At 38.1% G+C, this 13,972-nt stretch carries 11 protein-coding genes and 1 pseudogene; 2 read left to right on the top strand and 10 right to left on the bottom strand.

All coding sequences use genetic code 11. From position 1 onward, the window contains the following. Nucleotides 1-4: 4 nt before the first annotated feature. A complete protein-coding gene (soxR, locus tag F4W09_RS10905; RefSeq protein WP_244948564.1) occupies nucleotides 5-532 on the bottom strand; it encodes a redox-sensitive transcriptional activator SoxR in 528 nt (175 codons plus the stop codon). Nucleotides 533-599: 67 nt separating this feature from the next. On the opposite strand from soxR, the gene F4W09_RS10900 reads away from it, so the two are divergent. Beyond that, a complete protein-coding gene (locus F4W09_RS10900) occupies nucleotides 600-1,022 on the top strand; it encodes a RidA family protein (protein ID WP_016166162.1) in 423 nt (140 codons plus the stop codon). Between the two features lie 21 nt (nucleotides 1,023-1,043). Beyond that, a complete protein-coding gene (locus tag F4W09_RS10895) occupies nucleotides 1,044-2,252 on the top strand; it encodes an MFS transporter (protein WP_151504821.1) in 1,209 nt (402 codons plus the stop codon). 61 nt (nucleotides 2,253-2,313) lie between these two features. Here the strand turns inward: F4W09_RS10895 and F4W09_RS10890 are convergent, their stop codons facing one another. From F4W09_RS10890 to F4W09_RS10850, 9 genes and pseudogenes are all read right to left on the bottom strand, one after another. Then, nucleotides 2,314-2,958: a HEPN domain-containing protein gene (locus tag F4W09_RS10890; RefSeq protein WP_151504820.1), complete on the bottom strand. Its 645-nt coding sequence runs from the start codon at nucleotides 2,956-2,958 to the stop codon at nucleotides 2,314-2,316. A 172-nt stretch (nucleotides 2,959-3,130) separates the two neighbouring features. Then, the gene (locus F4W09_RS10885) at nucleotides 3,131-4,681 is read right to left on the bottom strand and encodes an arylsulfatase (protein ID WP_171492426.1); all 1,551 of its coding nucleotides are present in this window, start codon (nucleotides 4,679-4,681) and stop codon (nucleotides 3,131-3,133) included. A 121-nt stretch (nucleotides 4,682-4,802) separates the two neighbouring features. Further along, entirely contained in the window at nucleotides 4,803-6,068 is a 1,266-nt protein-coding gene (locus tag F4W09_RS10880; protein ID WP_151504819.1) for an anaerobic sulfatase maturase, read from the bottom strand. 732 nt (nucleotides 6,069-6,800) lie between these two features. Continuing rightward, nucleotides 6,801-7,210 (bottom strand): annotated as a pseudogene (locus F4W09_RS10875) (integrase); the annotation flags it as partial. A 375-nt stretch (nucleotides 7,211-7,585) separates the two neighbouring features. Next, nucleotides 7,586-10,054: a S8 family peptidase gene (locus tag F4W09_RS10870; protein WP_151504818.1), complete on the bottom strand. Its 2,469-nt coding sequence runs from the start codon at nucleotides 10,052-10,054 to the stop codon at nucleotides 7,586-7,588. 3 nt (nucleotides 10,055-10,057) lie between these two features. After that, complete coding sequence (locus F4W09_RS10865; protein ID WP_151504817.1) at nucleotides 10,058-11,038, bottom strand: AAA family ATPase; 981 nt, start codon at nucleotides 11,036-11,038, stop codon at nucleotides 10,058-10,060. Nucleotides 11,039-11,257: 219 nt separating this feature from the next. Then, nucleotides 11,258-11,620: a DUF2513 domain-containing protein gene (locus F4W09_RS10860; RefSeq protein ID WP_151504816.1), complete on the bottom strand. Its 363-nt coding sequence runs from the start codon at nucleotides 11,618-11,620 to the stop codon at nucleotides 11,258-11,260. Nucleotides 11,621-11,754: 134 nt separating this feature from the next. Next, nucleotides 11,755-12,684 carry a recombination directionality factor gene (locus F4W09_RS10855; RefSeq protein ID WP_151504815.1) on the bottom strand — a complete coding sequence of 310 codons (930 nt, stop codon included), beginning with the start codon at nucleotides 12,682-12,684 and terminating at the stop codon, nucleotides 11,755-11,757. A 120-nt stretch (nucleotides 12,685-12,804) separates the two neighbouring features. Beyond that, complete coding sequence (locus tag F4W09_RS10850) at nucleotides 12,805-13,848, bottom strand: YqaJ viral recombinase family nuclease (protein ID WP_151504814.1); 1,044 nt, start codon at nucleotides 13,846-13,848, stop codon at nucleotides 12,805-12,807. Nucleotides 13,849-13,972 lie beyond the last annotated feature (124 nt).

The raw sequence follows: 13,972 nt of genomic DNA, 5'->3' as shown, positions 1-13,972 counted from the left end.
GTTTTCACTGAAAAGCTTCGTCTTTTGGAGAAAGGGAGCATTCTGTATTTTCACTATTCATCTTCAATAATAGCTCGTGAAAGTGCGCCCCTGCTGAGGTTTCCGCCAGCACATCATTCGGGTTACGCAGCGGACATTGCTCTAAGGATAAACAACCACACCCAATACACCAATCCAATTGTTGTCGCAGTTGTAATAAATGCACAATCTGCTGATCTAACTGGGTTTGCCATTGCTGTGACATTTGCTGCCAATCTTGCTTGGTGGCATTTCCTTGTTTCGGTAATGCTGAAAAGGCAACTTTCACTTGTTGCAATGAAATGCCGACTTGCTGTGCTGCTTTAATAATGGCAATACGTCTTAACATAGAACGCTGATAACGGCGTTGATTGCCCGAAGTTCGCGCACTCCAAATCAGTTCTTTTTCTTCATAAAAACGTAAAGCAGCAACACTAACATCACTGCGTTTTGCCAAATCACCAATACTCAACCACTGCTGTGCCGATGGCATTATTTGCTGATTTTCTTCCATAAACGCTTGACCTCAAGTTAACTTGAGCTTTGATACTAACAAAAATCAATCATAGGTAGAATTTTTTATGCAACATGCCGCATCTCCTGCACCATTTGAATTAAGTAACCCCAAAAAACTTTATAATCCGCGCCCTTTTGCCTATAGTCACATGGCTGAAGTTAGACACTTTTCACGTATACTTCACATTTCAGGACAAGGTGGTGAAAACCAACGAGGACATTTATCTCAAGATTTTGCAGAGCAATTGTGTCAAGCCATGACCAATTTAGAGCATGCACTTGCACATGCCGATGCTTCATTTTTAGATATTGCTGTTTTAAGAGTTCTAGTGGTTGACCATAGCCCCAAGAAACATCAGTTTTTAATTCAGGAAATACAAAAGCGCTGGAAAGAACATAACTTTCCCGCTTGCACACTGATTCCTGTTCCGTGTCTTGCCATACCAGGAATGCTGATTGAAATTGAAGCAACCGCTTATTGCAATTAACCGAACAAGCCAAGGAACTTTATGACTTCTCCACGTGATATTAGCCAAGACAAACCGCTACTGTGGCTCATGGCAGTTGCTTGTGGTCTTTGTGCAGGCGCAAACTATTATTGCCAACCCCTCATCCATTCAATTCAACAATATTTTAATGTGCCTGAGTCACAAGTGGCCTTAACCGTTACTTTTGCCCAAGTGTCTTATGCGCTGGGGTTATTGCTGATTGTTCCGATTGGCGACATGGTCAATAAAACCAAATTTATTCCGTTGCTCATGTTCTTCGCGGCAATCGGTTTATTTATTTGTGCCTTTGCCATCAACCTACCAATGCTGTGGTTAGGTACCAGTATCGTCGGATTATTTTCCGTTGCCGCCCAAGTATTGATCCCTTTAGCAACCATGGCGGTAAAACCTGAAAAAACAGGTGAAGTCATTGGTTTCCTTATGAGTGGTTTATTGGTCGGCTTATTACTTTCAACCAGTTTAGCGGGGCTCGTGTCCAACCTATTTCACTGGAAACTGATTTATGCACTAAGCGGTATTTTTACCTTAATCTTGGCTTTTTTACTGAAGTCACGTTTACCTTATGTGATGTCTTTTAAAATGAGCTACCCACAAGTCTTTAAGTCGATGGGGCTATTATTAAAGCAAGAACGTCGTCTTATCTTACGCTCTTTAATTGGTGGCTTTGTCTTTGCCGCCATGAGCATTTTATTTTCAACCATCGCGTTGTTGCTGACCTCTAAAACCTATCAACTCCCCGATGTACTGGTTGGGGTCATTCCACTGATTGGCGTATTTGGAGCATTGTCCACACAATATGTTGGCAAATTAGCAGATCAGGGCTATACCACTGTGCTCACTTGGTCAGGTTGTGCGATTATGGCTGTCAGTTGGTACTTTCTGTATGTAGGTGGACATAGCCTCGTCAGTTATATTTTAGGTTATGGCTTAATTAATTTAGGCTTAGCTGTGGTGCATAGTAGTAATCAGAATATTATTTTCCGCATTCGTCCAGATGCTAAATCTCGCATTAACTCCATTTATATGACCATGTATTTTATTGGCGGGGCCTGTGGTTCAGCATTAGGCGTTTATGCTTGGCATCATGGAGGCTGGAGCATGAGTTGTCTGGTCGGCATCTTGTTGGTGATCGCCGCTGCTATCTTTGCACTGATTGACTTGCTTAGCTATAACAAACCACTCAGTCCACATGAAACCTTTCAGCCTTAAGCCATTTGCATGAGTTGGCCATATCGTTATAGATAATGTCAACTCACGCGATACAATCTCATTAGGAGACCTGCATAACAGGATAGAAGGGTTTCTCTGTATCTAACTGTTCTGCATTTTCCAGTAAGATATACATAAAGATCGGAATCAGTATCGACAAAATACTACAACCATCAGCAATATAACGTCGATTTACTACACTGTTATAACTGACTCCACCCTGCAAAACTTGATTACGTAAGGTATTTAGGCGAGCAAAAAGAAAGGATAAAATCTCGGCAGTTTTTCTACTATGTAGGGCTTGATGCACGACACGCTGCTCAGCTTCAAATTCAGTTTTCCAAGATACTTGGCTGATTTTATGATTATGATAATCCCAGAATCCTTGATAAATATAAGGATTATCTAAGATTAAATGAAGAGTTTGCTTAGCTTTATGCTCAAATACATATTCAACCTTACGCTCATGGTCTAACTGACTCACCGTGGTTAAAAATTGCTTCACACTTTGTTGCGGTTGTAATGCAGTACCTTCACGTGCATAAATGGCATTAAACGAAATCCATAAACTGATAAATTTTAAATCCAAATCATCATCAAGCAGCATTGCTTTTTTAAACCAACTTATCCCACGATGTAGTCGTAAATTAAAGGCTTCGGAATGCTCTGCTTTTTTATTCTTAAATATCTCTTCGAGTACTAACATGTCCGTCTCCATTTCTTTATTGTTATCTTCTATTTAACATAACCAATTTGAAGACAGTGCTCAATCAAAAAACGAGTATTGATGCGTTCAAAAAAATGGATTTAAAAGGATGCAACATCCCAAAAAAAAACAGCCCAGAAAACTGGACTGTTTTGATCTCAATCAATGGTGTTTATTTTTTCTGTGACAGTAAATTTTCAACCAATTTACTGAACTCAAGTGTTGTGGCTTTTTGCACAGGTGGATAATCTATCAAAGATTTAATATGTTCACCAATCAATGCCTCTACAGGTTCACCCAGCCATAATTTTTTCTGAGCGATTTCAGAGCGGTCAGTCGTGCTGTCAAACGACTCATACGGGTCCTGACGCAGGTTGAAAACCAATGGAATCTTTTGTTTTTGATAACCATCATAATAAGTTTCACTGGTTTCTAAATGAATCTTCCACTGATTAATTCGAACAGCACGCAGCGTTGACTCATGGTAATACAGGAAATTATTACGCTTACTTTCGGCAGACTTACCAGTCCAGTAATCGAGGTTATTTAAACCATCAATATATTGTTTACGATTGGTTTTCATTTCCTCTACAACATTTGAATCACCCGCAATCGTTGCCAAAGTGGTGAACAAATCCATATTGGCTTGAATACCCGTTTTCACCTGTCCTGCAGGAATATGCCCAGGCCAACGAATCATCATCGGTACACGTACACCACCCTCATAAGTGGTCATTTTTTCTCCACGGAATGGTGTAGTCCCACCATGATTTTTGGCACTATGCTCAGGACCATTATCGGTGGTATAGATAATGATGGTGTTATCTAGCACACCCATCTTCTTCATATCATCCAAGAGTTGACCAACTTGCATGTCATGTTCAATCATGCCGCTGCCATACATATCTTCTTCAGATGTTGCTTTCGCAGCCAAAAGACGATGGGACTCACGTAAATGGGTAAACATATGCATACGACTTGGGTTTAACCACACAAAAAATGGTTTGTCTGCTTTCTTACTCCGCTTCATGAAGTCAACACTGGCTGCAATGAATTCATCGTCCACGGTTTCCATCCGCTTACGTGAAAGCTCCCCTGTATCTTCACATTTTTGCTTACCCATTTTGCCAAAACGTGGATCGGTCGTTTCATCCTCTGTGCTTGTTGCATAACAATGGAGTACGCCACGTGTGCCAAACTTTTTACGAAATTCAGGATCTTTAGGATAGTCAAATTGCTCAAAAGTCTCTTCTGTATTGAGGTGGTACAAATTACCGTAGAACTCATCAAAACCATGCACAGTTGGTAAATGTTCATTGCGATCACCTAAGTGATTTTTACCAAACTGACCATTCATATAACCTAATGGCTTAAGTACTTCTGCCAGCGTCGGGGTTTCTGGTTTAATGCCTAAAGGTGAGCCCGGACGCCCCACAGTGGTCAATCCTGAACGAATTGGATATTGTCCTGTAATAAATGCTGCACGGCCTGCAGTTGAACTGGGTTGAGCATAATGATCGGTAAACATAATGCCTTCTTTGGCAATTCGATCAATATTTGGCGTGTTATAACCCATGACACCATGACTATAAGCACTGACGTTGGTAAAGCCGACATCATCCGACATAATCACCAAAATATTGGGTGGTTTTGCCATAAGAGCTGTGGAAAGCAAAGCTCCACCAGCCAAAGCGATACAACGTGAAATAATATTTTTACGCATGTGTTTTCCTTAACAGTTTTTTGGAACTAAAAACATATTTTCAAACCGTTTTGTGCAGACAACGATTTGATGATTCAGCATATAAGGGCTAAATCCTGCCCCATGAGTTACAACAGTTTTTTTAATGTGGTTGTAAACGTTGCGTAATGTCATGCTTCGATGTCGTTGCGATATGAAAAAATTTCTTTAAGCCTGAACATAGGTAATGAAGGCCCACTTCTCCTTCTGGCGTTTTTAAGAAACGGTCTTTCGGACAATCTCCCCAACATAGTTGAAGATACGGACATTTTTTGCAGTATTCAGGTAAGCTATTTGACTTCGCATAGGCGAATTTCTTTTGTCGTTCTGAAAAGACTAAATCACCTTGATGAATCTCTTGGATATTGCCCAGCTTGTATTCTGGATAAACAAAGTGGTCACAGGAAAATAGGTCACCATTGTGTTCTATCGCCAAGGATTTGCCACAGATTTGTCCAGACACGCATTTCTGTGCACCATAGCCGAACATCATGGAAATCACATTTTCGAACTGGTCGATAAATACTTGTCCAAAATCATGCGCTAACCAATCTTGCCATACGGTGGAAAGAAATATGCCCCAGTCGTCCGCGGCAATCGACCAATCCGTTACTACGGAATCGGTTGTACCTGGCTGTGCTGCCGAACTACCGAGTTTCGGTAGGGCTTTCGGGTTCCAGTGTCCGGGGGCTGTTTGTTGGAATTGCGCGCTTTCCATACCCGGAATGAACTGGATCATGTGGGGTTGTACTTGGTCTCGTAGGAAATGGTAAACCTCTAGCGGTTTTTTACTGTTGTCTCGATTCACCACACACAAGGCATTAAACAGTACATGGTGTTGATGGAGTAATTGCGCTGCGTGCATGACTTTGGCATGTGTTGGTTTGCCCCCTTTGTTGTAGCGATGGATGTCATGCAGGTCTGCGGGGCCATCTATGGATAATCCCACCAGAAAATTGTTTTTCTTCAGAAAAACACACCAGTTTTCGTCTAGTAGGATGCCATTGGTTTGTAAGTCATTTTCGATCGTTTGATGGGGTTTAGCATATTTTTTTTGTAATTCGACCATACGTTGGAAGAAGCCTAAGCCCATTAAGGTTGGTTCGCCACCCTGCCAGCTAAAGACTACTTCGTTGCCTGTTTGAGCTTCTATGTATTGCTTAATGTGTAACTCAAGCATGGACTCTGCCATACGTGGAGTTTTTGGTTGATGTAACATGTCTTGCTTATGCAAATAAAAGCAATAACTGCAGTCCAAATTACACTGTGCACCTGAGGGTTTAACCATCACATGGTAACGGTAGGTTTGCCCCTGTACTTGTATTGTTCTTAGCCGCGGGGAAGCTGCCTGTATCGGTATTATGCGCATCTTGTCATCCCTAAACCTGCGATAATCTTAAAGGTACTGAAATGAATTAAATCGACGTAGTCGATAAAGCTGGCTAGCGTATAACGTTGAATTCATCAAGAATTCTGCTTTGCGATAAAAACTGATCGAGATTTTGACTACACAAAAAACGCATTATCAACTTATTGCCATATTCATCATCCAGATGTGATGTTGCCTAGCCCATATTGATGCAAGATATCCTGAATATACTCATTCCATTTGAGTGACATTTTAGAATATTGACCTATCTGGCACGGGACATGGTTTTTTAGAAAATATCAAATTTTAAACAGATAAAAACCACCCAAAAGAATGGTAATCGATTGAATAAAATTAAATAGATGTCAAAAATCTCATACACAGGCATGGAATTTTTGATGTGGAATTTTGTATTCTACTTAGGCTAAATCTGTTTTAATCAAGATCAATATAGATATTCAAATACCTTGAATCCTGTTTTGACGTGAAACTTGACTGAAATATTCAGGGTATGATTTGACTAAAGCCTTGCTATTTAAACTGCGAGAAGTCTCATACTTTTCAACATTACTGAACCCACTTTACATATTGTCCGTTCTGCCATCTACTTCTTGGCTTGAATCAGTTATTCAAATTGTTGACTCGCATTTTCATTCTCAGAAATAGCGTTCTACGCTCCCACATAATAACGACATAAGAAAGTACAGTACGAACATATAAAAGCTCATATTACTGAGTACTAGTCGCAATAGGTTCCATTTAAGAATGTCTCCCTTTCTTAAAGCAACCTACTCAACGAAATGTACAGATTTTATTTTTGTGATAATATTGCGCGCGATTGGCAGCTTCTTGATTAAGAGCAAAGAATAGCGTTTCGTTCTTCGTAATCGCTCCTGACTTCATCCCAATATTTACCTATGGCATCTGATCAAGTCAAATCAATCAGCTTTTCTTTGCCAAGCAAAATATCAGGATGTTTTTAAATTTCGACCTCTCGTTTCTTAACGAAGTTTTCAACCCATGTTTTTGAATGAAATCTATCATTTTCAAAAAAGTAGGAAAGCTCTTCCGATATTGATTCGGATCGTAGCACGATAGTTCAATTTATTATCCGTGCCTTTCCTTGCTGTCATTGATCCTATAATTTACACCACAGCTTGTTTTGATTATGGTGTAAATCCAAACTGACTCACCCACCTAAATATAGGTTTACATAGATTCTCGCAGGTTGCGAAATACAGATTAAAGGTATGATTTTTAATGACTATTAACAAAAACATTGAAAACACTCAATCTCCGCGAATCAGTGTTGCCCCGATGATGGATTGGACCTAAAAATAAAAAATATTAATAAAAATCAATAGAATAAAATGAATAAAAATTATTCAGGTGTAAATTTGGCGTAATTTTATATAATTTAAAATAAAAAACTATATAAAATGTTCAATTATTTTTAATTACTAATAAGATGATAAAGTAAAGTCCCATAATACCTTTACTTTATCATTTAAGAAATCTTAGGCTTCAATAGAAATTAAAGTTGATGCTTGCTGCTCGACAGCAATAAGGCTCTGTATACCATTATAGATATCAATATCAGAATCACTTTCCACACTTATTATTAAACTATATCTTACTTTATAATCTTCTCTTACAAACTTGGTGTTCTTCCACCACCCGTAAATAGGAAACACTACTATAGTATCCATTGAAACAAGATCTGCAATAGTCCCCTCCCAAGAGTCAGAATGAATTGAACCTAATCGTCGAAGATCATCTTTAAATGACCACCCATCATAAGAGTTCTGAGAACCTGTATAATTTTCATCAACTGCTAGACTATTAATAGTTGCTAAAAAGTTTTCTTCACTTTGTGAAGGGCTTTTTACATTAAAACCTAAACCAAATGATCTATATGCATACTTAGTAGCATATTTATTACTTGTTGGATTAGGCTCAATGAAATACGAAAGAGTAACTTTCAAACGCCCTAATGAATTTGGATTTTCTACTGCAGCCCTCAAAATCAACTCTTTTGGTAAAGGCACTTTATGGTGATGTAACTCATCAAATCTAATTTCCCCATCTTCGTCAATTTTGAGTATATTTATCTCACGCTCAATAATTATGGTTGCTGAATTAGTTTGGCTATTCAATGCTTTCTGTAAATGAGGAACACCATAACCAAATGTCCGTAAAGCTACCATAACATTTGTCCTAGCAGCATAGTCTCTCATTTTATCATTCCATTCTGCTGAATGAATCAATAAACCTCTTAGTGTTTCGGGCCAGTAATCTGAATATTTTTGAGTTATCTCTGCTAAGAATTTACTTGCTAACGCAGTTGCAGCACTAGTATCTTTATGAACAGTCAAATCATTTCTTACTCCAGAAGTTGTTAATAACAAAAGATCCTCTGGATAATCATAATCTGTTCCACAAGGTGAGATCGCATAATTTCCACCCTCGAATACTACTTCTGGTTTAATAGGACTATTTTTTCCCCATATCCATCTTACCGAACTTGAAGTTGCTGGACTCACCTCTCCAATATCACTAAATACTCTCCATCCAGCATAAGTAGTATTTTTTAGACTATATAATTCAGTGTAAGCCCCAACTGTAATGGCATTCCATGCCTGAGCTGGATCTTGTATTTTACTAAGATTTGCATTATCCCACGCGTCTAAACTTGATGAAATTTCAGGATTATTTCCAGCAGAAATTACAAATAATCTTTTAGATTCTTCATAAGCAAAATTATCAATTGAAGCAGACCATGAAGACGGTTTTCCCTCCGTAGGTTCTGCTGTGACGGCTAGACTATAGATTCTTTTAGCGTTAGGCTGCCTAATCTCTAAATCCAAACAAACACTCTTCGTCACATATCCATATAGTAACGGGTCATTATTACCATATTCTGGCAATATTCGCCCTGATTCCAGAGAATAGTTTACACATATAGGATCAGTACTTTCTAAACAGCCCACCAAATTTCCATATATAGCTAGACCAGCCTGTAATGAACCATGATGATGGTGATTCCCTAAAATAGAATACAGTGGCCAAGTGCCCACAATATCATCGCCATAAGAAGAACTACTATTTTTTGAGATAAATGGACTTAGCAATTTATGATTAAAATTAATTCCAGTATCAAGTATAGTGATTCGAATATCATAAGAGTTTGAACTTGATACCCTTGATTCTAAATCATCGATCCAATCATTATGCTCAGCAGGTTCTAAATCTAAAAAATCATTTGCAGTGGTCGTCGGATACTTCATTTCTAATAAACTTGAAATTAGAAATAGTGATTTTTCTAAACCTTGAACTGATGCTTTTACTAAAATAATACTGGTATTTGGCAAATCAATTTTCTGCCCCTTAAACTCTGCATTTGTTGCACGACAGAACCTTCCTATTATTTCATCATCAATTAGATCATTCTGAAGCCATAATTCAAACCAAATAGGTTCAACAATATTTTCTGGGAAATCTCTTTTATCTGTCCAAAATGATTTTAAAGTTGCTAAACGTATATGATCAATTGAATTTATTAAAATATAGTTTTTAGGCCTATCAGTATCAGCTGTTTCAATATACTTTTCTATTTTTTTTATAAATTTTTGTCTTTGATCCATTGGAATAAAGACTGTAGCCATTAAATTATTATCACTTTCAGATTCACGAATATTCCTGAAGTGAATTTGGGTATTATCTAAAGATTCAATTGGAAATGGTGAATTCTTATCACCATAAATTTCTAAATAGACTCCATCATCTTGATTTAACAAAGGGCTTATTGTTGAAGCACTTCGTACCTCACTAAAGCGTTGAAAAGCAGAACTTATACTTTCTAGAAGAAACACACCATGGGTTGTATGGTTCCGACTACGCAACTTTCTACTGCTACCTCCTCCTACTTTTGTCTTATATGCCTGATTTGTAGTAAAGTATTCTAGGTAAATATGCTCTAAACTCATTAATTATTCCATTTTGTTTTCTTTCCGCCGCCTTAATGAATTACAAATATATTCAGTAGTAATGATCCCCTGATTATTAAAAATTGCATCTTTAGCGCCATCATCGAATGCTTTCTCTATGTCCCCTAAACTTAAATTCGAAGTAAAACCCACTACTGTTTTCCAATCAAGTTTAGTATCAGGAAATATTGAGATTCTATTTTCTAAATAACTTTTCACTTCATCAAAAGTTGGTAATTCGAAGGATATTATATCATCAAACCGTCTATTTAATGCACTATCTAAAAGTTGAGGATGATTTGTTGCTGCCACAACTATACTTTCAGATTGAAGTTGCTCTAACAAGATTAAAAAAGAGTTTAATATTCTACGACTCTCACCTACATCATTTTTTGCTGTTCTATTAGAACCAATCGCATCGAACTCATCAAAAAGATAAACACCATGATTATGATTTATGAAATTAAAGATAGTTTTGAGGTGTGTCGCTGTATCACCCATATATTTTGAAATTACAGATTCTAATACAATTTTATATAGTGGTAATCTCAACTCAGATGCTAAAACGGATGCTGATAATGTTTTCCCTGTACCTGGTGGTCCAACAAATAACAATTTTTTTCTAGGAGAAAGCTCATATTTTTTTAAATTATCTTTTTGTCTATGCTCTTTTATAATCAAATTCAATCTAGTCTTAGTTTGGTTATTTAAAAAGAGTTCACTCATACGATGATGAGGTAAATATAATTCAATAAGCCCCTGCAAGTCCTTATCAGTAGATAGGCCCTGCTCATAGCGATTTGTATGTACTTTTTTCTTAAATTGATATTTTTTTACTTTATCTGATAAATCCTGAGCTATTTTATTATGCCCTGCTCTTGCTTCTTTTGCTGCCATTTGCAGAACTGTAGTATAAAAACGATGATCATCACCCTCTGCATGACTTTCGACTAATGCAAGCACTTGCGAAGCTGAGATAGCCATGCTTAATTCCTCCATGTGATATTGACAAAATTTAGATAATTATTTATCCACGTAGTATTCTACTATTTTTCTTATTTTTAAAGAACACACTTTACTTAAATCACTGTTAGTTAAATGAATTTAAAAAAGCAATACCAAATCCAAAAAAAAGCTTAATAATTATACATACAACACATTTAGATTTATACAAATTTAATATTTTTCATAATCTAATATAACTTAAACCAATAAGCTACTGAGTGCTAAACTAAGCATAACCTTAATAGATTCGAAAGTTAGATCGACACCCTTTTCTTTAGAAATTTCTTTAATCCGGTTCCAAACATTCTGATCTCTAAGCGTATCTAATAATTCATGTCCATCCCAAGTAAGCTTTAAATTATATAAACCTAATCCACCATCAAGATATGGTACCCGTTCTCCAGTAAAGAAACCTTTAGCGAGTAATAAGTCCGCCATCTCCAATTTTATTTTTTCTTGTGGATCATCAAGTTCATGAGTATCGAGATCAAAACTATCTGAATAAGTTAATGTCTCTATACTTATTAACAAATTACGTATTACATCCCAATCTCTTTTCATTGTATTTAACTCACGGTGATTTATTACTTAACACTATCACCAAACTCATCAATAATGTCTTCGTAATTAAGATTTAGCGACATTTGATGTCGCTTTAATTCTAGTTATAACTTTATTCAAATATTTAGCTATTTTTAATTCACAGCCCTCACACTCCCCTGCAATCCCTTCTGAATATCCTGCACAAAGTCTTGCCCTTGATGAAGCTTAGGCTTTGCTTTGACTTTTGAGTCAACCTGTATTTGCTCAGTTTCCACAACCTCATCCGTATAAAACTCTTCCACCAAATCCAATCCCTCTTCAGCATTCACCTCAAACTGTGCATTGCCATAACCCTGCCGTGCCATCTGATCCAATGCTTGTTGGTTAAATCCTATTGCCTTACTCTGTTGGTCTATCTGCTGTGCTGTTTGAATCGCATCCTGTAAATGCATACCATCCCTGAGCGTTAAATCCACGTAATACACAGGCGTACGATAGCTTTGTGTGGTGCTTTTACCTCTTAAAGTGAGTTGCAATGGCAAACATGACAACAAACCATTGGATGCTGCGTGGTAATAACTGAGTCTTGCTGCCAAAGTCCGAATACTATTGAAACCCGTGGTTCTAAAGATGAAGGTGCCAAGTTCATCTGATTCATCTAAATTCACGTACAGTCGACCATATGGTTTGCACAGTCCTCCTTGTGCCAATGAACATAGATCAGGTGATGGGCAGGAATGTTGTTCTACACCTTGATTGGTGAGTCGTTGACATGTTTCACCATTACCCACACATACAGGACGGCCTGTTTGTCGGTCAAATAAGCTGTACTCTGCTCGGAGGTTAAGTTCAGGATCATTGAAGATCATTCGGACTGGAATACTACGGAGTTTTTGACTGGGTGCTTTGGCTCGAAGCTGCTCATCTAAGGGATGTTTTACCCAACCCTCTTTATTTTGGATTTGGGAGGTCAAGGTAAACTGATCATCCTTTTCAGGAACGCGTTTTCCGTTCTTTTCCACCATTTTACCGATACTGATCCGTCCGAGTATTGGTGGTGTAATTGCTAAACCTTTAATCATGTTGATTTCCTCTTTGTGTAAATTGAATAGGCATAAAAAAAGCCCATGCTGTGGGCATGGGCTGATATGAGCTTGTGTGATTGAATTACTGGTTTGACGCTGATGTGGATAAAAATGGACTTATCCAGCATTGGCATAAATCTGAAAACGCCGTGTCCCTTGCTTAGCTTGTGGAAACTGATTTAAATACTCAGGATGTGATTTGAGTAAAGCCTTACTATCCAAGCTGACCGAGTCTTTAGCCTTTTTCCACGTCACTGAACCTGTTTTAAAGGTGGCGCGTTCAGCCTCTTGCATTTTGGCTTGCAGTTGATGTTTAAGTAGGTCAAATTGCTCTTGGTGCTTTTCAACTTGATTGCGTACTCGGATCAGTTTTTCAAACTGTTGATTGGCCTGTTCATCTTCAGATAAGTCTGTGGTACTAAGGGGTACATGTTCTGGATAAAGTAGCTGTAAAGCTTTGGCTGCCGATTCACTGGCATCGGCTTCAGGAGGGGTATCCTTTTCCACACAATCCCAGAAGTAACGTTCCGCATTGATGATATGTTGAATCACCGATTCAGAACGCGTCACTTTAAAGATTTTGGTTTCATGCCCACAGAGTAAGACACAAATGTGCGCTGCTTGTTTGCCCGTGACTGCCAATTGGTGTTGTACCTGACACAACACGTATAAAGGCACACCATCTCGCCAAAGCTTGGCGCCATATTCCCCTGCGGTTTTGCATTCTAGAATTTGTACATCGGCATCTCCAACAACTGAGTAATCCAAGTTGGCTAACATAAAATGCTTGTCTGGATCAGGATGTTGTAACACGGCATTGACCCGACGGACTTTATAGTTGGTATGCATACTGTAGTATTCCGCAACTAAAGGCTCCAACCTTTTCCCCCAGTACAAGGGTGCATGGCCTTCACTATCCTCTTCAATGCTTTGTTGAATCCGTCCCGTCTTGATCATCCACAGTTCGAGCATCGATATGTAGGGATTGAGACCACAAGCAGCAGCACAGTCACTGCTGCCGATGCCTTGTCTACGGACTTCTAGCCATTCGGCTTGCGTCATATTTTTAGTCTCAACAAAGCGTTTTGCAGTAAACAGTTTCGGACGATTGGCATGTATATTTAGTGTTGCGTTGTTTGGATGAATTACGGCTGAGTTCATAGCGATTTCCTGTCATTGTTAAATTTGGGGCATAAAAAAAGCTGTGTCCGTAGACACAGCTTTGAATAAAAAGAGTTAAGTCATTTGTAAGGTTGAGCGTTTAAGTATGGTGATATGGCAATAA

The sequence above is a fragment of the Acinetobacter tandoii genome, assembly GCF_008867985.1.
Classification (GTDB): domain Bacteria; phylum Pseudomonadota; class Gammaproteobacteria; order Pseudomonadales; family Moraxellaceae; genus Acinetobacter; species Acinetobacter tandoii.
Note: the sequence above shows the minus strand (reverse complement) of the source record. Positions and strands in the feature narration are given on the sequence as shown.

What these genes read in the sequence shown, in the direction of transcription:
- soxR (WP_244948564.1), bottom strand. Translation starts at nt 532, where the DNA reads ATGGAAGAAAATCAGCAAATAATGCCATCGGCACAGCAGTGGTTGAGT.
- F4W09_RS10900 (WP_016166162.1), top strand. Translation starts at nt 600, where the DNA reads ATGCAACATGCCGCATCTCCTGCACCATTTGAATTAAGTAACCCCAAA.
- F4W09_RS10895 (WP_151504821.1), top strand. Translation starts at nt 1,044, where the DNA reads ATGACTTCTCCACGTGATATTAGCCAAGACAAACCGCTACTGTGGCTC.
- F4W09_RS10890 (WP_151504820.1), bottom strand. Translation starts at nt 2,958, where the DNA reads ATGTTAGTACTCGAAGAGATATTTAAGAATAAAAAAGCAGAGCATTCC.
- F4W09_RS10885 (WP_171492426.1), bottom strand. Translation starts at nt 4,681, where the DNA reads ATGCGTAAAAATATTATTTCACGTTGTATCGCTTTGGCTGGTGGAGCT.
- F4W09_RS10880 (WP_151504819.1), bottom strand. Translation starts at nt 6,068, where the DNA reads ATGCGCATAATACCGATACAGGCAGCTTCCCCGCGGCTAAGAACAATA.
- F4W09_RS10870 (WP_151504818.1), bottom strand. Translation starts at nt 10,054, where the DNA reads ATGAGTTTAGAGCATATTTACCTAGAATACTTTACTACAAATCAGGCA.
- F4W09_RS10865 (WP_151504817.1), bottom strand. Translation starts at nt 11,038, where the DNA reads ATGGCTATCTCAGCTTCGCAAGTGCTTGCATTAGTCGAAAGTCATGCA.
- F4W09_RS10860 (WP_151504816.1), bottom strand. Translation starts at nt 11,620, where the DNA reads ATGAAAAGAGATTGGGATGTAATACGTAATTTGTTAATAAGTATAGAG.
- F4W09_RS10855 (WP_151504815.1), bottom strand. Translation starts at nt 12,684, where the DNA reads ATGATTAAAGGTTTAGCAATTACACCACCAATACTCGGACGGATCAGT.
- F4W09_RS10850 (WP_151504814.1), bottom strand. Translation starts at nt 13,848, where the DNA reads ATGAACTCAGCCGTAATTCATCCAAACAACGCAACACTAAATATACAT.